Source organism: Pseudomonas capeferrum, from assembly GCF_013523055.1.
GTDB classification, from domain to species: domain Bacteria; phylum Pseudomonadota; class Gammaproteobacteria; order Pseudomonadales; family Pseudomonadaceae; genus Aquipseudomonas; species Aquipseudomonas capeferrum_A.
Genome location: NZ_JAAMQM010000029.1, coordinates 43,730 through 65,119, shown reverse-complemented (window position 1 = coordinate 65,119; position 21,390 = coordinate 43,730). Strand labels below are relative to the sequence as shown.

Sequence of the window (21,390 nt, the reverse complement as noted above, 5' to 3'; positions counted from 1 at the left end):
CCCCTTGACCCGCCCCAGCAACCCTTGCGAAGCCAGTATCAGATCGATCCGCAAACCCCGCTTGGGCTCATCCTCGAATCCCCGGCTGCGATAATCGAACCAACTGAACCGGTCCGTCACCTCCGGGTGCAGATGCCGGAAGCTGTCCGTCAATCCCCATCCCTTGAGCCTGGCCAACCATTCCCGCTCTTCCGGCAGGAAACTGCACTTGCCGCTCTTCAACCAGCGCTTGGCATTGTCAGCCCCGATCCCGATATCGCAGTCTTGCGGCGAAATGTTCACATCCCCCATCACCACCACCGGCTGATCACTGCTGAACTGCCCCTCGAGCAACGCCTGCAAGTCACTGTAGAAGCGCCGCTTGGCCGGGAACTTGGTCGGGTGGTCACGGCTTTCTCCCTGTGGGAAGTAGCCGTTCATGATGGTGATCGGCGTACCGTCGGCATCGGCGAAGGTGCCCCAGATGAATCGCCGCTGAGCATCTTCTTCATCGCAGGCAAAGCCCTTGTAAAGGCTCAGCGGTGCCTGGCGGGACATCAGCGCTACGCCGTAATGGCCCTTCTGCCCATGGAAGTGCACGTGGTAGCCCAACGCCTGCACGTCGGCCAGCGGAAACTGATCGTCGCTGACCTTGGTTTCCTGCAGGCCTATCACATCGGGCTGGTGCTTCTCGATCAGCGCCGCCAGTTGGTGCGGACGCGCGCGCAGGCCATTGATGTTGAACGAGACGATCTTCATGGCAACGCCATCCTGGTAAAAGCGAGAATGCTAGCGGACATCCAGGCCTGCTACCAGCGTGGCGCCGTCATCGACCGCTACTGGCGTGTTCATGGGGGGTGAACGATGTTCGACGCTTGCACCTCCAAACCATGATGCCCACTGCCCTGAAGGTTTGCCCGCAATGCTCGAATCTACCGCACCAGCCAGGATATGCACGCTCGATAACGGCTTCAGCCGCGAATCACGTGCCTTGCTGTATGAGGTCTATCGCCAGGAACCGATCTACGCGTCCCTGTTCGAGGCCCATCGTCCCGGATACGAGCGCAGGCTCCGGGCCATGATCCGTCTGTTCGTCCGCCAGCACTTCTACCTGCAACTGCCGGCGATCGGGCTGCTGGTGGATGATCGCCTGGTCGCCGTGGCCCTCATCGTGCCGCCACGGCGACGCCTTGGCGTCACCGACAGCTGGGCCTGGCGACTGCGCATGCTCATGTGGGCGGGCAGGCGCTGCACACGGCGCTACCTCGACTATCAGGCCGCGTTGGCGGGCTGCCTGCCCAGCGAGCAGGTGCACGTCATCCCGATGCTGGGCGTGCATCCACAGTTCCAGAACCAGGATTACGCCGAGCAGCTGTTGCAGGCCGTACACGACTGGTGCGCGGAAGATGCCAATACGCAAGGCGTCGTGCTGGATACCGTCAATGAGCGCTATCTGTCGTTCTACGAGCGCCAGGGGTATCAGGAAATCGGCGAAGTCGCTGTAGGAACGGTCAGAGAAAGAGTGTTCTTCCATCCTGACCCAACGTCTGAACATCGGGAAACGACTTGACAGGCGGGGTAATGGGCTCCCTCAGGCGATCAGCTCTGGTAGCATTCGGCGCATGACGTATTCAGGAAAGATTTTCTGGGGTCTGATTTTTTCGGCCGCCAGTTTTGTAGCATGTGCTCAGAGTGAATTGCGGGTCGAAGTGAAACCGGCCAACAAGGCGCTGCGGGCCAATGTCGAGGGCTATATCGGTAGCCTGGGAGACCGCGACGAAGACGCCTTGGTGCGTTTCAGTCGGGGAGCCGAGGAGCAGGCGCGCAAGGCGGCGCAGGCACTTGGCTACTACCAGGCGCAGATCGATACGCAAGTCAGGCCGGGGGCTCGGGCAGACCAGCCCCCGCAATTGATCATCCGCATCGATCCCGGCGAGCCGGTACGCCTGCGCAATGTTACCGTGCGCGTCGAGGGGCCGGCCAGCGAGCTCAAGTCGTTTCGCGTACCCGACAGCAAGGCACTGCGCCCGGGCGAGGTGCTCAACCACGGTAACTACGAAGATGCCAAGCAGGTGATCCAGAACCAGGCTTCGCGCTACGGTTTCTTCAGCGGGCACTTCGAGCGCCAGCGCCTGGCGGTCGATCCGCAGGCCGGCGTGGCGGACATCGAACTGATCTACCAGAGCGGGCAACGCTATCGACTGGGCGCGGTCACGTTCGCCGGTGACGCGCCCCTGGACGATGACCTGTTGCAGCGCATGGTGTCGTTCAAGCCCGGCACGCCCTACGACTCCGAACTGATCGCCGAGCTCAACAACGACCTGCAGTCCAGCGGCTATTTCGAAGGCGTGCGCGTCGACGCGGCGCCGCCTGCCGCGGTCGACCAGGTCATCCCCGTCGAGGTGCTGCTGGACATCCGCAAGCCGCGCACCCTGGGCCTTGGCCTGGGCTATTCGACCGACGTGGGGCCACGCGGCAAGGCCAACTGGACCCGCCACTGGGTCAACCCGCAAGGGCACAGCTATGGCTGGGAAACCGAGCTGTCGGCGCCTCGGCAGAACGTCGGGCTCTGGTATGACATCCCCCTCGATCCGCCGCTGACCGACAAGCTGCGCTTCGCCGGCGGCTACCAGAACGAAGAGCTGGCCGGCACCGATACCCTCAGCAAGCTGCTCACGGTCGGCCCCGAGTGGCACAGCAAGTTGCCGAGCGGTTGGCAGCGGGTCATCTCGCTCAAGTACCAGCGCGAGGAGTATCGCCTGGGCGACGACTCCGGCCTGAGCAACCTGTTGATGCCCGGCATCAGCTACTCCTACCTGCGCAGCGACAACCGCATCGACCCGCATAACGGCTACCGTCTGCAGTTCGAGCTCAGGGCCGCCAAGGAAGGGCTCCTCTCCGACACCAACCTGCTGCACGGCAACGTGCTGCTCAAGGGCCTGACCACCTTGGGCCAACGTCACCGTCTTTTGGGCCGGTTGCAGGTCGGCGGCAGCGCCACCAATGGCTACAAGAACAATATCCCCCCGTCGCTGCGCTTCTTCGCCGGTGGCGACCAGAGTGTGCGCGGCTACGACTACCAGACCTTGTCGCCGGAAAACAGCGATGGCGACCGGATCGGTGGCCGCTACATGATTGCCGGCAGCGCCGAATACCAGTATTCGGTGGCCGAGAAGTGGCGCGTGGCCACGTTCATCGACCAAGGCAACTCTTTCAACAGCCTGGATCTGCCCAGTCTCAAGACCGGCGTCGGCGTCGGCGTGCGCTGGGTCTCGCCGGTCGGGCCATTGCGCCTGGACCTGGCCAAGGCGCTGGATGACGAAGGTGGTATCCGCTTGCACTTCTCCATGGGGCCGGAACTGTGACGCGTCTGCTCAAACCCGTTTTGCTGACGCTGTTGGCGATTCTGTTGTTGATCATCCTGGCCCTCGGCCTGATCCTGGGTACCCAGGCGGGGAGCCGCTGGGCCTTGGGCCTGGTGCCGGGTCTTGCGGTCGACAATTTCCAGGGGCGGCTGGGTGGCCACTGGCAGGCCGATCACCTGTCGTGGATACAGGGCGCGGATCGGGTCGAGCTCCAGGCACCGCGCCTGGCCTGGTCGCCGCTGTGCCTGCTGCGCATGACCCTGTGCATCGAACGGCTGGAGGCCGATCAGGTCGACATGGCCTTCGCGCCGGGCGAGAAGACCGAAGACACGAGCCCTCTGCAACTTCCCGAGCTGCGCCTGCCCGTGGGCATCGAGCTGGGCGAGGTACGCGTTGGCCGCTTGCGCCTCGATGGCAGCGACCTGCTGGGCGACCTGCAGGTCGCCGCGCACTGGACCCATGAAGGTCTGCGCATCGACAGCCTGCAACTGCAACGTGAAGACCTGCACCTCAAGCTGCAGGGCCTGGTGCAACCCGAAGGCGATTGGCCGGTGGAACTCGGAGGCGAGGTGCAATTGCCCGCCGTGGATGGCAAGGCCTGGCACCTGGTCTTGCAAGCCAAGGGCGAACTGCAGAAGACCTTGGCCCTCACGGCCGACAGCATCGGTTACCTCAATGCACGCCTGACGGGGGAGCTGCAGGCGCTGGCCGAAAACCTGCCGGCAAGGCTGCAGCTGCGCTCGGACGCCTTCAAGCCGTCCGCGGCGCTGCCTGATACCTTGCAGCTCAAGCAACTGCAACTCGACGCCGAAGGCGACCTGCTCAAGGGCTACGCGCTCTCGGGTTCGGCATCGTTGCCGGCCGACAAGGGCCCCATCGCGCTGATGCTGGCCGGGCGGGTGGATGCCAAGGGCGCGCAACTGGCGGCCCTCGACCTCAGCGCCAGCGAGCAGCAGCGCCTGAAGTTGCAGGCTAATGCCGACTGGCAAGAGGGCCTGAGCGCCGACGCCAGGATCGATTGGCTGGATTTCCCCTGGCTGCGTCTGTATCCACTGGATGAAGCGCCTCAGGTCGACCTCAAGCGTCTGGTCGCCGACGTGCAGTACCGCGATGGCAACTATAAAGGCACCTTCAAGGGCAATCTGGATGGTCCTGCCGGGGCCTTTACCCTGGCCAGTCCTTTCGAAGGCGACCTGACCCAGGTACGTCTGCCCGAGTTGGCGCTGGTCGCCGGTCAAGGCAAGGCGGCCGGCAGTGTCGCGTTGCGTTTCGCCGACACCCTGGCCTGGGATGTCGACCTGCAACTGTCCGCCCTCGATCCCGCCTACTGGCTGGCCGAGCTGCCGGGCACCCTGGCCGGCCCGCTGCGCAGCAAGGGCGAGATAAAGGACGAGAAGATGCGCCTGGACGCGCAGCTCGACCTCAAGGGCCGACTGCGCGGGCAACCGGCCGTGCTCAAGGTCGAGGCCGAAGGCGCCGAGCAGACCTGGACCCTCGGCGCGCTGGCCGTGCAACTGGGGGACAACCGCATTACCGGCAGCGGCAGCCTGCAGCAGCGTCTGGCCGGCCAGATCGACCTCAACCTGCCACGCCTCGGACAGCTCTGGCCGCGCTTGCAAGGCCAGGTAAAAGGCCGTCTGGACGTGGCCGGTACCCTGGATGCCCCTCAAGGCACCCTGACCCTCACGGGTCGACAGTTGGCCCAAGAGGAAAATCGCATACAGAAACTGGATCTGAACGCGCGTCTGGATTCGGCCCAGCGCGCCGTACTGACGCTCAAGGCAGGTGCCATTCGACTGGGCGAGACCTCGTTGGGCACGCTCGATGTCACCGGCAAGGGCGACATGCGCCAGCAAGCGATGACCCTGGCCCTCGACGGCCCGCAGCTCAAGCTCGATCTGGGACTCGATGGCACGCTGGACAAGGGGGACTGGCGCGGTCGCCTGGCCAGTGGACGCATCCAGGCAGGCGGCCAGGACTGGAAGCTGCAGTCGCCCGCGCGCCTGCAACGTCTGGCCAGCGGCCAGCTGGACTTCGGCGCCCACTGCTGGCGCTCCGGGCAGGCTAGCCTGTGCGGAGAGGACCAGCGCCTGGCGCCGGAACCACGCCTGCGCTACCACCTCAAGCAGTTCCCGCTGGAAAGCCTGGCGCAATGGATGCCGCGCGATTTCGCCTGGCAAGGGCTGCTTAGCGCCGATATCAACCTCGATATCCCGCAAAGCGGCCCCAAGGGCAGCTTCAGGATCGACGCCAGCGGCGGTACCTTGCGCATACGCGACACGGATCGCTGGATCGACTTCCCCTACCAGACCTTGCGCCTGGACAGCACCCTGAGCCCACGCCAGGTCGACACCCGGCTGAGCTTCCGTGGCGAGCGTCTGGGCCAACTGGACCTGACCACTCGAATCGACCCGCTCGCCGCCGACAAGCCCCTGACCGGCGACTTCACCCTGACGGGCCTGGACCTGTCCATCGCCCGACCGTTCGTGCCCATGGTCGAACGGCTGACCGGGCAGTTGAACGGCAGCGGTCGACTCTCCGGGACACTGCTCGCGCCTCAGGTCAACGGCAACCTGGCCCTGACCGGCGGCGAAGTGAGCGGCGCCGAGCTGCCGATCAGCCTCGAAGGCCTGTCGCTGCAAGCGCAGATCGCCGGAGAGCAAGTGCAGCTCAAGGGCGACTGGCGCAGTGGCACGGCCGGTCGCGGCCAGCTCGCCGGCAACATCACCTGGAGCCCGGCACTGGCGGTGGACGTGCGCTTGCAGGGCCAGCAACTGCCGGTCACCGTCGAACCTTACGCGACGCTTGAAGTGGCACCCGACCTGACCATAAGCCTGCTGGACGACAAACTGGCGGTCACCGGCAAGGTGAAGGTACCCAAAGGCCAGATCACGGTGCGCGAGTTGCCGCCTTCGACGGTCAAGGTCTCGGAAGACACGGTCATCGTCGGCAACCAGACCGAGGAGGGCAAGCCGCCGATGGCCATGGCCATGGACATCGACGTCGAGGTGGGGCGCGATAAACTCTCGTTCAACGGCTTCGGCCTGACCGCCAACCTGCTGGGCCACGTGCATATCGGCGACAACATGGACACCCGCGGCGAACTGAGCCTTGCCGACGGTCGCTACCGTGCCTACGGCCAGCGACTGATCATTCGGCGAGCCCGGTTGTTGTTCGCCGGGCCTATCGGCCAGCCTTATCTGGATATCGAGGCGATTCGCCAGGTCGATGACGTGATTGCCGGCATCCGCCTCAGCGGCAGCGCCGAACAACCCACTACCCAGGTCTTCTCCGAGCCGAGCATGAGCCAGGAACAGGCATTGTCCTACCTGGTGCTGGGGCGACCCCTGAGCACGTCGGGGGAGGACAACAACATGCTGGCCCAGGCGGCGCTAGGCCTGGGCCTGGCAGGAAGCGCGGGGATCACCAAGAACCTGGCGAACAGCCTGGGCATCGAGGATTTCCAACTCGACACCGAAGGCAGCGGCGACACCACCAGTGTGGTGGCCAGCGGTAACCTGACCGAGAAGCTCAGCCTGCGCTATGGCGTCGGGGTGTTCGAGCCGGCCAACACGATTGCCTTGCGTTACAAGCTGAGTCAGAAGGTGTACCTGGAAGCGGCGAGTGGCCTGGCCAGTTCGCTGGATATCTTCTACAAGCGAGACTTCTGACGCACCAGGCTCAAGCGATGGGCCGTCGACCCCATGGGCTTCGACGGCTCGTTCGGGTGCCTGACCTGGGGCCACCGTTCAAGCGTGCCGACATTGGTGGTGTCTGGACCGCCAACCTCGGCTTCAGGGTGACCAACGCTGGAAGAATATCGCCCTCTACTCGAAATGGACGTTTTGCCGATGACCATCGGGCTTTATACCTGGTGTGCCACTGTCGGCAGCCTGTCCACCAAGAGGCGACTATGAGCGAGATTCTCAGCACCCGTTGCGCGGGTGTTCTCACGGTTGGCTTCAACCGAGAAGCCAGAAAGAATGCAATTACCATCCCGATGTATCGGGCCCTGACGGATATCCTTCAGGAGGCAGCCAGCGATGACGACATTCGTGTCGTGGTGCTGCGCGGCAGCGAGACGATGTTTACCGCAGGCAACGATCTGGATGACTTCATCAGCGACCCACCCCTGGACCCGCAAGCCCCCGTCTGGCGGTTCCTGCATGCCCTGAGCGCCTTCCCCAAGCCCTTGGTAGCAGCCGTATGCGGGGTAGCGGTGGGCATCGGCACGACCCTGCTGCTGCATTGTGATCTGGTCTACGCCGCCAGCGACGCACGCTTCAGTCTGCCCTTCATCAACCTCGGTCTGTGCCCCGAGGCTGCCTGCAGTCTGCTGTTGCCCCGGTCGCTGGGTTACCAGGGCGCCGCGGAGGTTCTGCTGACCGGCGACCCCTTCGACGCCCGTTTCGCCTTGAGCGCCGGCCTGGTCAACCGCATCTTGCCGGCGCCGGAAGTACTCCCCTGGGCGCTTGCCCAGGCGCGCAAGATTGCGCAGAAGCCAGCCTTGGCCGTGACCGAAACCAAGCGTCTGCTCAAGCGCGGCGGGCTGGCAGAGGTGCATGCCCGCATCGATGAGGAAGCGCAGGCATTCGCCCGGTTGCTGCAGAGTGAAGCGGCACAGACAGCCATTACCGCTTTCGGCCAGCGGCAGCGACCACGTTGAAAGGTGCCTCACTTCACGAGCAAGACCTGTAGTCGGGCTTGCTCGCGGTTGTACAGCGAAGTGCGCAGCAGCAACAATACCGCGCCCAGCACGGGCAGACTGACCAGCAACAGGGCATAGCGCAGCGACTCCTGGCCGAATAGCGGTTGCAGCAGGTCGCTGACCAAACCGGTGAGCAACGGCCCTATGCCGACGCCGAGCAAGGTGCTGACGATGGTCTGCAGGGCCATCGCGGTGCCGCGTCGTTGCGGTGCCACCAGTTGGGTGACCAGGTTGTAGGACGGCGCTACCCACCAGACCGCGAAGAAACTGTAGAGCGCGCACCAGAGCATGGCCGTGGGCACTGGCAGGCTGCCCAGGTACACCAGCGGGTCGGCGGGCCAGAGCAGGTACGTGCTCAGGGCGCTCATCGCGGTCAGGTGACCGAGGATCGGAAGGGAAAGCTGCCAGTGCGCGGCGCGGCGGCTGAGCCGGTCGCTCAACCAGCCGCTGAACAGCCCGCCGATGCCAGCCGCGGTGCCACAGATGACACCGGCCAACATCCCCGCATCCTGCACGGACAGGCCATGCGAGCGCACCAGGAAGCTGGTGTTCCACATCGCCACGGCATAGGAGCCCAGCGTCGTCAGCCCGCCCGCCAGGATCAACCAGCGGTAAGGTGCCAGTGCCCACAGTGCGCGCGCTTCGGCGCCTAGACCCAGCCGCGCGGTGGGCGCCGGATGGCTGCTCAAGTCCCAACGGCCGCGCTGCGGATCGCGCACCAGCAGTGCCAGGACCACGGAAAAGGCGAGGGCGGGCAGACCCAGAGCGATGAACGCATTGCGCCAGCCATGGTGCTCGACCACCCAGGCCCCGATGCTCAGGCCGATGATCGAGGAAAAGGTCGGCGCGGCCGTGAAGCAACTGATGGCGAACGAGCGGCGTTGGGGTGGGTAGAGGTCGGCGATCAATGACAGCGAGGCCGACGTGGTCGGCGATTCGCTGACCGCCACCAGCATGCGCGCCAACGCCAGTGCCAGGAAACTGCCAGCCAGCCCGCAGGCCATGGTCGCCAACGCCCACAGCAGGCACGCCACGGCCAGCAGCCGGGTGCGCGGCAGACGGTCCACCAGACGTCCCGCCGGCAGGCCAAGCACGGCGTAGACCGCCGCGAAGGCCAGGCCGGAGATGAGCCCCAGGGCAGTGTCGCCGACACCGAATTCCGCCTTGATCGGTTCGATCATCACCGCCAGGATCTGGCGGCCGATGAAGTTGTCGGCGAACACCGCACCCAGCAGCAACAGCAGGCCATGACTGCGCCAGCCGACCGAGGCCGGGGGCAGGCTGGTTACGGCGCCGCTCACCGCGGCGCCCAGAGATCCGGCAAACCGGGGTCACTGACCACGATCATGCGCTTGAGCAGCACCTTCAGCGCCTGGGCATCGGCCGCGCCAAGCTTGGCGGTCAGTTCTTCTTCCACGACCTTGGCCAGGGCCACGTGCTGCAACGACATCTCGCGGCCCTTGGCGGTGAGCACGAAGCGCAGCTGCGCGGCGTCGCCCTCGATCGCCACCAGGTCCTGCCGCTCGAGGAAGCGCATGCCGGCCAGGGTCACCACATGGCCGGTGTAGCTGACGAAGGTATTGATTTCTTTCAGGCTCAGGTTGTCGCGGATCGACAGCACCGCAAGGACGAAGAACGCCTGCTCGTCCAGCTGCTGGTTGCTCAGCAGATGGCGCAACAGGTTGAGCACCTGGTAATGGCCACGCCCGAGCAGGTAGCCGAGCAGGTCTTCGGTGTAGCTGCACTCCGGCGGCGGCGGGGTGGTCGCCAGGCGCAGTTCGCTGCGCGGCTTGCGCGTGGCCAGGGCGTACTGGCCACTCTGGAACGCCAGCGGCGCGCGGTCGCTATGGTCGAAGGCCAGCACCTCGCCGACGAAGATCACGTGGTCGCCGCCCTCGTACTGGAACGCCGTACGGCACTGGAAGCGTGCCGTGCAGTCGTGCAGCAGCGGTGCCTCGCTGATGCCGGTGTCGAGCTGGATTTCGGCGAACTTGTCCTCGCCCTGGGTGGCGAAGCGGCCGGAGAGCGTTTCCTGCTCGATCGACAGCACGTGCACGTTCCAGTGCTTGCCACTGCTGAAGGTCTGCAGGCTGCGCGCCTGCTTGGACAAGCTCCAGAGTACCAGAGGCGGGTCGAGCGAGACCGAGTTGAAGCTGTTGGCGGTGATGCCGACGGGCGAGCCGTCCTCGGCCTGGGAGGTGATGATGGTGACGCCGGTGGTAAAGGTGCCGAGCGCCGCGCGGAAGGCCTGGGGGTCGAAACCGATGTGTTGTGCTGCCATGGCTGGCCTCATGGGATGGGTGTTCGTGGCGCCAGTATTGGTGGGCCAGGCACGCCCTGCATCGTCTCAACGGACTAACGCTTTCGCCCGATTCTCGTCCGATCGGACGAGGCGCGAGGCCGTGTTCCATGGCTAGTGTGGCGCCATGCGCATGGGGCGCAACCAAAGGGGATACGCATGCATCCAGCTCCGTCATCGGTCCAGGCGCTCAGCGACCTGTTAACGCGGCAAAAACGCGCCTTCATCGCCGAGGGCGCGGTAGATGCCGACACTCGTCGCCAGCGCCTCCAGCGAGTGATCGACCTGCTGGTGGATCACCATGGCGCGCTCACCGAGGCCATCGACCAGGATTTCGGCGGTCGACCCGCGGGTTTCACCCTGATGAACGACGTGCTTGGCGCCCTGGCAAGCCTCAAGCACGCCAGGGATCATCTGCAGGGCTGGATGCGAGACGAGTCGCGCCCACCATTCGCACCCTATGATCAGCTCGGGGCCAAGGCCTGGATTCGTTACCAGCCCAAGGGCTCGGTGGGCATCATCGGCACCTGGAACGCGCCGTTGTATACCTTGTTCAGCCCGCTGGCATCGGCCTTGGCGGCGGGCAACCGGGCGATCCTCAAGCCGTCGGAGGTGCTGCCACGCACCGCCGCGCTGGTCGCCGAACTGTGCGCCGAGCACCTGGACCCATTGGACGTAGCTGTGGTAACCGGCGGCGCCGACCTCGCCGAAGCCTTCACGGCCCAGCCATTCGATCATCTGGTGTTCACCGGCGGCACGGCCATAGGTCGCTCGGTCATGCGCAACGCCGCGCAAAACCTGGTGCCGGTGACACTGGAGCTGGGGGGCAAGTCGCCGGTGATCCTGTCTCGCGGCGCCGACCTGGGCAAGGCTGCCTTCAGTATCGCGGTGGCCAAGGCCACCAATGGCGGGCAGATCTGCATCAGCCCGGATCTGGTCTACGTGCCCGAGGCTTCGCTGCAAGCCTTCATCGATGCATTGAGCGCTGCCTACGGTGATCTCAATCCGACGGTGGCAGGCAACCCGGATGTGGTGGCCGTGGTCAACGCGCGCCACCTGGCGCGGGTCGAGGGATTGGTGCAGCAGGCGCAGGCGCTGGGTGCCCGCATCGAATCACTGCCCGAAGAATGTATCGTCGAAAACGAAGACCGGCGTCGGCCGTTACGGGTCGTCATCGATCCACCTCAAGAGGCTCGGATCCTGCAGGAAGAGATTTTCGGCCCGGCCCTGGTGGTGCTGACCTACGAGACACTCGAGGAGGTCATTGCCCAGATCAATGCGCGGCCACGGCCCCTGGCGCTGTACTACTTCGGTGATGATGCGCAGGAGCAGCGACAGGTCCTCGACCATACGCTGTCCGGCGGCGTGACGCTCAATGAGGTGATGATGCATGCCGCTCTGCACGATGCCCCATTCGGCGGGATCGGCGCCTCCGGCATGGGTCATTATCACGGGCGCGAGGGGTTTCTGGAATTCAGTCACCTGCGCACGGTATTCCAGGCTCCAGCGCACGATCCACGCCGCGAGTGGGGCCTGCTGCCGCCCTATGGCGAACACTTCCTCGCCGCCATGCTGGCCCAGGTCACCCGCGACTGACCTACATTCAACACAACGACAAACAGGACGCGCCCATTCCCATGCAGATCGATCAGCACACACCGAACACCGATACCCCGACCACTTGGCCAAGACGCAGTGTGCTCAAGGCCGGCGCCATCGTCGTGGGGGCCGGGCTGCTCGGCCGCTTCGCCGAGGCCCGTGCGGCCGGGGTGTCAGCCACCGACTATCAAGGCCTGGATGCCTGGGCCATGGCCGAGGCGGTACGTGCCGGCAGCCTCAGTGGCGAGGACCTGCTGGCAGCGGCCCTGGCCCGCTGCGCCGCGGTCAATCCGCAGGTCAAGGCCGTCAACATGCTGCACGAGGAATACGCGCGGACCTTGCTGGCCCAGCGCCGCAGCGCCGGTCATGGCGCTCAGGGCGCGTTGGCCGGCGTGCCGATCCTGCTCAAGGACCTCAACACCTACTTGCAAGGTACGCCGACCAGCAACGGCAGCAGGCTGTTCCGCGACGCTCCGCCCGCGCCTCGCACCAGCACCCTGATCGCCCGCTACGAGCAGGCTGGAGCGGTACCGTTCGGCAAGACCACCTGTCCGGAGTTCGGCCTGACCACGACCACCGAATCGTTGCTCTGGGGGCAGACCCGCAATCCCTGGAACCTGGCCATGAGCGCGGGGGGATCCTCGGGCGGCGCGGCCGCGGCAGTGGCGGCGGGGATAGTCCCTGTGGCACATGCCACCGATGGCGGCGGCTCGATCCGCATCCCGGCCTCGTACTGCGGCCTGGTGGGGCTCAAGCCCAGCCGCTACCGCACACCGAGCGGACCCGGCCATTTCGAGGGCTGGTTCGGGGCCAGCGTAGGCAATGTGGTGTCGCGCAGTGTCCGCGATACCGCATTGTTTCTCGACGCGGGGCAGGGTCACGAGGCGGGCAGCGCCTACTGGAGCGCGCCCTTGGCACGCGCCTACGTCGAGGAACTGCGCCGCGACCCGGGCAGCTTGCGCGTAGCCGTGGTGCGCCAGTCCCTGACCGGTGCGCCGCTCGATGCAGCGGTGGCCGCGACCCTGGAGCAGACCATCAAGCAGCTGACCGGCCTGGGTCATGAGGTCGAGGAGCTGAAGCTGGGCGTAGACCCTCGCGAACTCTTCGGTGCCCATGGCACGGTGATCGGTACAGCGTTGTCGAACCTGGTGCACGAACGCGAACAAGCAATGGGGCGCGCGGCCAACGCGCAGGATCTGGAGCAGATCACCCAGGTCGTCCTCGAACGCGCCAAAGCGACTACCGGAGAGGGCTTGTACCGGGCCCGGCAAAGTTTCGAGCGGATCGGCGCGGCCATGGAGCAACCCTTCGAGCGCTTCGATGTGATCCTCTCGCCGGTCACTGCCAACCTCACCCCCGAGCTGGGTCAGCTAAGCCTCGACCAGCCATGGGACAGCTATGCCCAACGGGCGATGGGCAGCGCAGGTTTCACCGTCCTGGCCAACGTCAGTGGCCAACCGGCTATTTCCTTGCCACTGGGCCAAAGCGACAACGGCCTGCCGGTGGGCATGCTGTTCACTGCCCGACTGGGTGGCGAGGATGTGCTGCTGCGTCTGGCCAGCCAGCTCGAACAGGACCGTCCCTGGGCCGCACGGCGCGCCATGCTCTAGGCAATCATCGACCGACTCACCTGGTGGCGTGGGTGGCTGATTCGAATGCTCGGATCAGCCGTAAAGACGACTAGTCCGCTTTGACGATGAGCGCCAGCCGACCAGCGCCGATCATGGAGTGCACGCCGCCAGCGGCCGCGCAATGGCGTGGCGGCATCTCCCTGACCTTAGCGAATGGCACAACAACAATGACGGCTCAAGATCAGTCTCAAACCCGTTACGACGTCATAGTGGTCGGTTCGGGTGCTGGTGCGATGACCTGCGCGGTGTTTCTCGCCGACCAAGGCTTCAGCGTGCTGGTCCTGGAAAAAAGCGACAAGTTCGGCGGCACTTCGGCGATCTCCGGTGGCGGCATCTGGATACCCAACAACCATTATTTCGCCCGTCAGGGCGGCAACGACAGCGCTGAGCAGGCCTTGCGATACCTCACCGCGGCCGCGGGAGGACAGGTCGATCAGACGCGTCTGCAAGCCTACCTGGACAATGCGCCGAAGATGATCGAAGCGCTCACCCGCACAAGCCGCGTGCGCTACGCGGTGGCGGCGAAATACCCCGACTACTATCCGCACCTGCCCGGCGCCTTGCCGGGTGGTCGCACCCTCGACCCGGAGCTGTTCGACAGCAGCCTGCTCGAGGAAGAGCTGGACAACCTGCGCAAACCGTCGCCCTCGACCTTGCTCATGGGACGCATCGCCTGGACCGCGCGCGATGCCCACAAGGCCATGGCTCGCGGTTTCGGCTGGCAACTGCTGATCCTGCGGCTGATGCTGCGCTACAAGCTCGACTTCAAATGGCGGCGCAAGAGCCGTCTCGACCGCCGCGCGGCGCTGGGCAGTTCGCTGGTCTGTTCGTTGCGCCGCTCGCTGATGGACCGCAACGTACCGCTGTGGTTGAACAGCGACTTCCGAGAGCTGCTTACCGAGCAGGGCCGTGTCAGCGGGGTGCGCATTCATCGCGACGGGCGAGACATCGAGCTGCACGCCCGCCATGGGGTGATCCTTGCCGCCGGGGGGTTCGAACAGAGCCAGACCTTGCGCGAGCAGTACCTGCCCAAGCCGACACGCGCCGCCTGGAGCGCCACGCCCCCAGGCAACAACACCGGCGCCGCGCTCGAAGCCGGCCTCGCCCAGGGCGCGGCCACCGCGTTGATGGACTGGGCCTGGTGGGCACCGACCATCGCCGTACCCGGTGAAGACAAGCCCCGCGGGATCTTCGCCGAGCGGGCATTCCCCGGCGCCATCGTGGTCAATGGCCAGGGTCGGCGCTTCGTCAACGAGGCCGCGCCTTACCTGGAATTCGTCGATGCCATGCACCGCGACAACGCGCACAGCGGCGGAAGTTCGGTGCCGGCCTGGGTGGTCTTCGACGGACATTTTCGCTTCCACTATGCCATGGGGCCGTTGATGCCGGCCCAGGTCATGCCCGACAGCCGCCTGCGCAAGGAGTGGCTCGACACCCTGTACTGGAAGGCCGACACACTGGAAGCACTGGCGCAGCAGATCGGCGTCGACCCGCAGGGCCTGGCCACCACCGTGGCGCGGGTCAACGATTACGCCCGTACCGGCGTGGACCTGGACTTCGGTCGTGGCGGCAATGTCTTCGACCGCTACTACGGCGATTGCAATATCAAGCCCAACCCCTGCCTGGCGCCCCTGCGCAAGGGGCCGTACTACGCCATGCGCCTGGATGCCGGTGATATCGGTACCAAGGGCGGCTTGCTGACCAATGCCCAGGCCCAGGTGGTGCGCGAAGATAGCTCGCCGATTCCCGGCCTGTACGCCATCGGCAACTGCTCGGCCTCGGTGATGGGCACCAGCTATCCCGGCGCGGGCGGAACCCTGGGGCCGGCGATGACCTTCGGCTACATCGCCGCCAATCATCTGGCCACGCGCCGCCAGGAGGCCTCATGAGCTCCACGGTGACGCCGATCCTCGAGCCCCTGCGGGTGGACGACGCCAGTGCGCTGCAATGGGACGCGCGGTGCGATGTGCTGGTCATCGGCTGGGGCGCCGCCGGTGCCTGCGCGGCTCTGCAAGCCCGTGCCGAAGGCGCCGATGTGGTGATCGCCGACCGCTTCACCGGTGGCGGCGCCAGCGCCAGGAGCGGCGGGGTGGTGTACGCCGGCGGTGGCACCCGGCATCAGCGCGCGGCAGGTTTCAGCGATACGCCCGAGGCGATGTTCGACTATCTCCGGCACGAAACTCAGGGTGTGATCAGCGACGAGACCTTGCGACGCTTCTGCGCCGACAGTGTCACCAACCTGCAATGGCTGGAAAGCCATGGCGCGCCCTATGCCCACCAGATGCCGCCGGGCGGCAAGACATCCTATCCGCCTGATGGTGCTTACCTCTATTACTCGGGTAACGAACTGGTGCCCGCCTATGGCGGCGAGCATCCGCCCGCGCCTCGCGGCCATCGCACGGTAGGCAGGGGGCAGTGCGGCGCGGTCCTGTATGGGCACTTGCAGGCAGCCTGCCTGCGCGCTGGTGTACGGCCCATGCCGCAGTCGGCGGCCAGGCGCCTGGTGGTCGATCGCAGCGGGCGCGTGATCGGGGCCGAGTTGTGGTGCCTGGCGCCTGGCAGCAAGGAAGCCTTGCAACATGCGCGGCTGGCAGCGCGAGCCGAGCGCTTGCAGAACTTCGCCCCTGGTTATTGCGACCGCTTGCGCAAGCGGGTCAATGCGCTCGAGCAGGCCCACGCCAGGCGCTGCCTGGTGCGAGCTGGCAAGGGCGTGATCCTCGGCACGGGCGGGTTCATCTTCAACCGCGAGATGATCAAGGTGCATGCGCCCAAGTTTCGTCGCAACTTCAAGGTGGGCGCGACCGGCTGCGATGGCAGCGGACTGCGCCTGGGGCTAAGCGTCGGCGCTGCCAGCGACAGGCTGGAACGGGTTTCGGCCTGGCGTTTCATCAACCCGCCCTACAGCTGGCACAAGGGCATCGTGGTCAATCGAGCGGGTCAGCGTTTCTGCAACGAGGAAGTGTATGGCGCGACCCTGGGCCAGCCCCTGATGGAAGAGCAGGGTGGTCAGGCCTGGTTGGTACTGGACGCTCCCCTGCGCAAGAAAGCCTTGCGCGAGGCGGTGTTCGGCGGCTACTGGTGGTTCCAGGCACTGCCGGCACTGGCACTGATGCTGGGTGCGCGCAAGGCCAAGGACCTGCGGCAGTTGGCGGCGGTTACTGGCATGCACGCCGAGACGCTACGCCAATCGGTGCTGCTCAACAACGCTGCGGCCCGTGGCCAGGCGCCCGAGCCGTTCGGCAAATCCGCCGATGGCCGTCAGGCATTGGAGCAAGGGCCTTTCTACGCCTGCGACATCTCGGTGGGCAATCCGGTCTTTCCCCTAGGCGCGTTGACCCTTGGCGGTTTGCGTGTGGATGAGCGCAGCGGCGCCGTGCTCGATGCCCACGGCCAGCCTGTCGCCGGCCTGTTTGCCGCCGGGCGCGCGGCCGTGGGGATTCCTTCACATCTTTATATCAGCGGCCTGTCCCTGGCCGACTGCGTGTTCTCCGGGCGTCGCGCCGGGATGGCGGTGGCGCTGGGAGTGCAGCCGGAAGTGAACCGCGAGGTGGTGTCATGAACGAGGGCAGCGGATGGGTTCAGGGCAAAGTCGCGTTGGTAACCGGAGGCGCCAAGGGTATTGGCCGGGCGAGCGCGCGCCTGCTGGTGGCTCAAGGCGCGCAGGTGCTGATCAGCGATATCGATGAGCAGGCCGGCGAGAGACTGGCCGCGGAGCTGGGTGCGGCGGCCATGTTCATCCGCCACGACGCCAGCAGCGAAGAGGATTGGCAACGGGTCATGGACGTGTTGCGTGAGCGCCATGGCCGTCTCGATATTCTCCTCAACAACGCAGGCATGCTACAGCCCGGAGGCATCGAGGACACAAGGTTGCAGGACTGGGACAGGCTCATGCGGGTGAATGCCACCAGCGTATTCCTGGGATGTCGCGCGGGGATCGCCTTGATGAAGGAGCGAGGCGGGTCGATCATCAACCTGTCGTCGGTCGCCGCGCTGGCCGGGCGCGATGATTACCTGGCTTACAGCGCCTCGAAAGGCGCGGTGGCGGCATTGACACGCTCGGTGGCGGCCTTGTGCAGGCGTCGCAGGTATCGGATCCGCTGCAACTCGTTGCATCCCGACGGCGTATTGACCGACATGACCCGCGGCGGCTTCCCGGAAGGCATCGACCCGGCCCGGTTGACCATCGACAGTGACCCGATGAACCGCATGTGTCTGCCCGAAGACGTGGCTGCCAGTGTGCTGTACCTGGCCAGCGATGAGTCGCGCGCGGTCAATGGCGTGGAGTTGCGGATCGACAGTGGGCAGTTGGTGATGTCGATCTGACGAGAGGGCCGTGACAGGCTGGTGCATGGCAGGGGGTTGCAGAATGGCCGATAGGTGCATGCCATGGTCTTTGCAGCGCCCTTGAGAACGAGCGCCGCCCGCACGGTGCTTCGCGCGGTGCCTGTCGGTAGATCTTCAGCGCTCTTGAGATCGAGTGCTGCCCGTGCGGTGCTTCGCGAGGTGTTTGTCGGTAGATCTTCAGTGTCCTTGAGATCGAGCGCCGCCCGCGCGGCGCTTCGCGAGTGTTTGTCGGTAGATCTTCGGCGCTCTTGAGATCGAGTGCTGCCCGCGTGGCGCTTCGCGAGGTGTATGTCGGTAGATCTTCAGCGCTCTTGAGATCAAGTGCTGCTCGCGCGGTGCTTCGCGAGGTGTTTGTCAGTAGATCTTCAGTGTCCTTGAGATCGAGCGCCGCCCGCGCGGCGCTTCGCGGGTAAATCGCATCGGCGAACCGCCGCTCCCACATTTGTTGCACCGTGCCATGGCCTGTGAGATTGGAGTTGTCAGCCTTGGTGCATGGCTAAAGACTGCATCAAGGCTGTTGTTGGCACCTCATTATCCTTGCCATACAAACAAAGGCTAAGACCTCGGTCTATCAGGCCATGGCACGGTGCAACAAATGTGGGAGCGGGTTTACCCGCGAAGCGCCGCGCGGGCGGCGCTCGTCTCAAGGACAACAAAGAACCAACCGGCATGCACCTATCGGCCTTCCTGCAATCTCCTGCCATGCAGCCCAACGCTGACTCCCCTCAACACCCCTCGAACCGCGGCGCCCGCTTCTCGATGAATGCCTGCATGCCTTCCTTCTGATCCCGCGAGGCGAACAGCAAGGCATTGGCCTTGCGCTCCAGCGCCAGGCCTGTCTCCAGGGGCGCGTCCATCCCCGCCAGGATCACTTCCTTGATCTGTTCGGCCGCCAATGCCGGCATCGCGGCAATCACCCCTGCCAATTCCAGCGCATGGGCCTGGACCTGGTCATCGTCCACCAGATCACTCACCAACCCCGCCACCCAGGCTTCCTCGGCGCTGATCGGTTGCCCGGTGAGCGCCATGCGCATGGCCTTGACCTTGCCCACCGCCCGCACCAGCCGTTGGGTCCCGCCAATTCCGGGCATGATGCCGATGCGAATCTCCGGCTGGCAGAACCGCGCGCCACGCCCCGCGACGATCAGGTCGGCGAGCATCGCCAGTTCGCAGCCACCCCCATAGGCATACCCGCAGACCGCCGCGATCACCGGCTTGGGGCAATGCTGGATCGGCGCCCAGACCCGCTCGGTATGGCGCTGGTAGATATCGATCGGGCCGACGTCGGCCATGCTGCCGATGTCGCCACCGGCAGCGAATACCTTGTCGCCCCCCGTCACCACGATGCAACGCACCCCTGGGTCCATGCCCAGCTCGCTGAAATACCTTGAGAGAAGCATCTGCAACTCCAGGCTCAGGGCGTTGGTCGCCTGTGGCCGGTTGAGCCGCAGGAGGGCAACGCCCGATGAAGGCCGTTCGAGCAGGACCGGTGGGGCAGGGGTGTCGGGCATGGTTTCCTCACGTGCCAGGCGTTATCGATATGCCCGCCAGTGTTGCGCCCGGCCATTGCGCATTCATCGTCCGTTCAGACGAAGAATGCGCCGGGCATAGCGCCTAGAGTGCTCCCTGACAGCAGACCAAGGAGCATGAGATGTGGCTTGATTACAGTGGCAAGGTGGTGCTCGTCACCGGTGGCAGCAAGGGCATCGGCGCGGGTATCGCCCAGGGCTTTCTCGCCGCCGGAGCGCAGGTCATCGTCTGCGCTCGAAGCGAGCCCGAACAACTGCCTTGCGTAGGCGGGCGTCGTGCGATGTTCATCGCCACCGACGTCCGCGACGGCGATTCGCTCAAAGCGCTGTTCGACACCATCGAGCGTGATTTCGGTCGCCTCGATGTACTGATCAACAACGCTGGCGGCAGTCCTTCGGCCATCGCTGCCACCGCGTCGCCACGCTTCCACGAAAGCATCCTGCGGCTGAACCTGATCGCGCCACTCAACGCCGCCCAGCACGCCAACCGGTTGATGCAGGCCCAGGCGCAGGGCGGTTGCATCGTCTTCATCGGCAGCATCAGCGCCCTGCGCGCCTCTCCGGGAACCGCCGCCTACGGGGCCGCCAAGGCCGGCGTACTGGCCCTGGTGCAATCGCTGGCGGTGGAGTGGGCACCCAAGGTGCGCGTGGTGGCCGTCAGCCCAGGCCTGGTGCTGACCGATCAAGCGCACCTGCACTACGGCGACGACGCCGGGATCACCGCCGTCAAGGCCAGCATCCCGGCCGGGCGCATGGCCGATGCCAGCGATATCGCCAATGCCTGCCTGTACATGGGGTCGCCCATGGCCAGCTATGCCAGCGGTTGCAACCTGCTGCTGCACGGCGGCGGCGAGCGCCCGGCGTTCCTGCACGCGGCGCAAGTCCTGCCCACCTGATCGACCCTCCGGCGGCGGCCGCTTCCGGTCGCCGCCCTCACGCTACAGGAGACGACTTTGGCTGATCCACAATTGCTATCCAGTGTGCGCACCCTCGTGGGGCGCCAATATGGCCGGGTGTATGCCTGGGACGCGGTCAACGCGCCGATGATCCGCCAGTGGTGCGAGATCATGGGCGTCGACAACCCGCTCTACACCGACGCGGCTTACGCGGCGGACGGACCGCATGGCGGGCTGGTCGCACCGCCGGCCATGCTCCAGGTGTGGACCATGGAGGGCCTGCACGCCAACAACTACCCGCCGGGCTCCACGGATCAGAACCCCTACGAAGTGCTCAAGCTGATCGAGGAATACGGCTACGCCTCGGTGGTCGCGGTCAACTCCGAACTGAGCTTCACCCGCCCGGTGTACCTGGGCGAGCGCCTCTACTACACCACTCGCCTGGAGTCGGTCGGCGACGAGAAGACCACTGGCCTGGGCACGGGCTTCTTCGTCACCCTGGTCATGAGCCATTTCGTCGAGAAACCCGAGGGCGACGAGCCCGTGGGCGAGCTGCTGTTCAGGGTCTTCAAGTTCCGTCCGGCCAGTGCGCGAACCGCCGCCCAGGCCCCGATCGAGAACGAGCCTGCCAAGGCCAAGCGCCCACTGCCAGGCGTCAGCGACGACACCCGCTTCTTCTGGGAAGGCTGCGCCGAAGGCAAGCTGCTGATCCAGCGCTGCAGCGCCTGCGCCACCTTGCGCCATCCACCGGCGCCCGTGTGCACGCACTGCCACAGCTTCGAGTGGGACAGCGTCCAGGCCAGTGGCCGCGGCAGCCTGTACTCCTTCGTGGTCATGCATTACCCGGAGGTAGCGCCCTTCGATCATCCCAACCCTATCGGCCTGATCGAACTGGAAGAGGGCGTGCGCCTGATCGCCGGGCTGACCGGGGTACAGCGCGATGGGCTACGCATCGGCCAGCAGTTGCAGGTCGAGTTCCAGACCTTCGACGAGCAGCTGGCGCTGCCGTTGTTCCGGCCCGTGGGCGAGTAGGAGGGCGG

The 21,390-nt window shown here is 65.5% G+C and carries 15 protein-coding genes; 11 read left to right on the top strand and 4 right to left on the bottom strand.

The window, feature by feature from the left end:
• A partial coding sequence (xthA, locus tag G7009_RS25100) for an exodeoxyribonuclease III (protein WP_181132823.1) occupies positions 1-738 on the bottom strand: 738 nt, incomplete at its 3' end.
• A 163-nt stretch (positions 739-901) separates the two neighbouring features.
• On the opposite strand from xthA, the gene G7009_RS25095 reads away from it, so the two are divergent.
• The 4 genes from G7009_RS25095 to G7009_RS25080 all read left to right on the top strand — a co-directional run bounded on the left by G7009_RS25095 (position 902) and on the right by G7009_RS25080 (position 8,010).
• Positions 902-1,549 carry a GNAT family N-acetyltransferase gene (locus G7009_RS25095; protein ID WP_181132820.1) on the top strand — a complete coding sequence of 216 codons (648 nt, stop codon included), beginning with the start codon at positions 902-904 and terminating at the stop codon, positions 1,547-1,549.
• 52 nt (positions 1,550-1,601) lie between these two features.
• The gene (locus G7009_RS25090; protein ID WP_181132818.1) at positions 1,602-3,344 is read left to right on the top strand and encodes an autotransporter assembly complex protein TamA; all 1,743 of its coding nucleotides are present in this window, start codon (positions 1,602-1,604) and stop codon (positions 3,342-3,344) included.
• Positions 3,341-7,015, top strand: a complete 3,675-nt coding sequence (locus G7009_RS25085) for a translocation/assembly module TamB domain-containing protein (RefSeq protein ID WP_181132817.1) — start codon at positions 3,341-3,343, stop codon at positions 7,013-7,015. Before G7009_RS25090 ends, G7009_RS25085 begins: the two co-directional genes overlap by 4 nt.
• Before the next feature lie 242 nt (positions 7,016-7,257).
• On the top strand, positions 7,258-8,010 hold the full coding sequence (locus tag G7009_RS25080) for an enoyl-CoA hydratase (RefSeq protein ID WP_181132814.1): 753 nt from the start codon (positions 7,258-7,260) through the stop codon (positions 8,008-8,010).
• An 8-nt stretch (positions 8,011-8,018) separates the two neighbouring features.
• On the opposite strand, the gene G7009_RS25075 is transcribed toward G7009_RS25080, so the two are convergent.
• Positions 8,019-9,353: a spinster family MFS transporter gene (locus G7009_RS25075; protein ID WP_375139572.1), complete on the bottom strand. Its 1,335-nt coding sequence runs from the start codon at positions 9,351-9,353 to the stop codon at positions 8,019-8,021.
• A complete protein-coding gene (locus G7009_RS25070; RefSeq protein ID WP_181132811.1) occupies positions 9,350-10,333 on the bottom strand; it encodes a flavin reductase in 984 nt (327 codons plus the stop codon). Before G7009_RS25070 ends, G7009_RS25075 begins: the two co-directional genes overlap by 4 nt.
• Before the next feature lie 177 nt (positions 10,334-10,510).
• Between G7009_RS25070 and G7009_RS25065 the strand changes: the two genes are divergently transcribed.
• The 5 genes from G7009_RS25065 to G7009_RS25045 all read left to right on the top strand — a co-directional run bounded on the left by G7009_RS25065 (position 10,511) and on the right by G7009_RS25045 (position 17,904).
• Positions 10,511-11,947 carry a coniferyl aldehyde dehydrogenase gene (locus G7009_RS25065; protein WP_181132809.1) on the top strand — a complete coding sequence of 479 codons (1,437 nt, stop codon included), beginning with the start codon at positions 10,511-10,513 and terminating at the stop codon, positions 11,945-11,947.
• Positions 11,948-11,988: 41 nt separating this feature from the next.
• A complete protein-coding gene (locus G7009_RS25060; RefSeq protein WP_181132807.1) occupies positions 11,989-13,560 on the top strand; it encodes an amidase in 1,572 nt (523 codons plus the stop codon).
• A 188-nt stretch (positions 13,561-13,748) separates the two neighbouring features.
• Entirely contained in the window at positions 13,749-15,470 is a 1,722-nt protein-coding gene (locus G7009_RS25055) for an FAD-dependent oxidoreductase (protein ID WP_181132803.1), read from the top strand.
• A complete protein-coding gene (locus G7009_RS25050) occupies positions 15,467-17,140 on the top strand; it encodes an FAD-binding protein (RefSeq protein ID WP_181132801.1) in 1,674 nt (557 codons plus the stop codon). Before G7009_RS25055 ends, G7009_RS25050 begins: the two co-directional genes overlap by 4 nt.
• Entirely contained in the window at positions 17,137-17,904 is a 768-nt protein-coding gene (locus tag G7009_RS25045) for an SDR family oxidoreductase (protein ID WP_181132799.1), read from the top strand. Before G7009_RS25050 ends, G7009_RS25045 begins: the two co-directional genes overlap by 4 nt.
• 746 nt (positions 17,905-18,650) lie before the next feature.
• On the opposite strand, the gene G7009_RS25040 is transcribed toward G7009_RS25045, so the two are convergent.
• Positions 18,651-19,436, bottom strand: a complete 786-nt coding sequence (locus G7009_RS25040) for an enoyl-CoA hydratase (RefSeq protein ID WP_181132797.1) — start codon at positions 19,434-19,436, stop codon at positions 18,651-18,653.
• 140 nt (positions 19,437-19,576) lie between these two features.
• On the opposite strand from G7009_RS25040, the gene G7009_RS25035 reads away from it, so the two are divergent.
• A complete protein-coding gene (locus G7009_RS25035) occupies positions 19,577-20,350 on the top strand; it encodes an SDR family oxidoreductase (protein WP_181132796.1) in 774 nt (257 codons plus the stop codon).
• Between the two features lie 57 nt (positions 20,351-20,407).
• The gene (locus tag G7009_RS25030; protein WP_181132795.1) at positions 20,408-21,382 is read left to right on the top strand and encodes an OB-fold domain-containing protein; all 975 of its coding nucleotides are present in this window, start codon (positions 20,408-20,410) and stop codon (positions 21,380-21,382) included.
• Positions 21,383-21,390 lie beyond the last annotated feature (8 nt).

Excerpts from the sequence above, each read along its gene's own strand:
- G7009_RS25095 (WP_181132820.1), top strand. The coding sequence starts at position 902 with ATGCTCGAATCTACCGCACCAGCCAGGATATGCACGCTCGATAACGGC.
- G7009_RS25090 (WP_181132818.1), top strand. The coding sequence starts at position 1,602 with ATGACGTATTCAGGAAAGATTTTCTGGGGTCTGATTTTTTCGGCCGCC.
- G7009_RS25080 (WP_181132814.1), top strand. The coding sequence starts at position 7,258 with ATGAGCGAGATTCTCAGCACCCGTTGCGCGGGTGTTCTCACGGTTGGC.
- G7009_RS25070 (WP_181132811.1), bottom strand. The coding sequence starts at position 10,333 with ATGGCAGCACAACACATCGGTTTCGACCCCCAGGCCTTCCGCGCGGCG.
- G7009_RS25065 (WP_181132809.1), top strand. The coding sequence starts at position 10,511 with ATGCATCCAGCTCCGTCATCGGTCCAGGCGCTCAGCGACCTGTTAACG.
- G7009_RS25060 (WP_181132807.1), top strand. The coding sequence starts at position 11,989 with ATGCAGATCGATCAGCACACACCGAACACCGATACCCCGACCACTTGG.
- G7009_RS25055 (WP_181132803.1), top strand. The coding sequence starts at position 13,749 with ATGACGGCTCAAGATCAGTCTCAAACCCGTTACGACGTCATAGTGGTC.
- G7009_RS25050 (WP_181132801.1), top strand. The coding sequence starts at position 15,467 with ATGAGCTCCACGGTGACGCCGATCCTCGAGCCCCTGCGGGTGGACGAC.
- G7009_RS25045 (WP_181132799.1), top strand. The coding sequence starts at position 17,137 with ATGAACGAGGGCAGCGGATGGGTTCAGGGCAAAGTCGCGTTGGTAACC.
- G7009_RS25040 (WP_181132797.1), bottom strand. The coding sequence starts at position 19,436 with ATGCCCGACACCCCTGCCCCACCGGTCCTGCTCGAACGGCCTTCATCG.
- G7009_RS25035 (WP_181132796.1), top strand. The coding sequence starts at position 19,577 with ATGTGGCTTGATTACAGTGGCAAGGTGGTGCTCGTCACCGGTGGCAGC.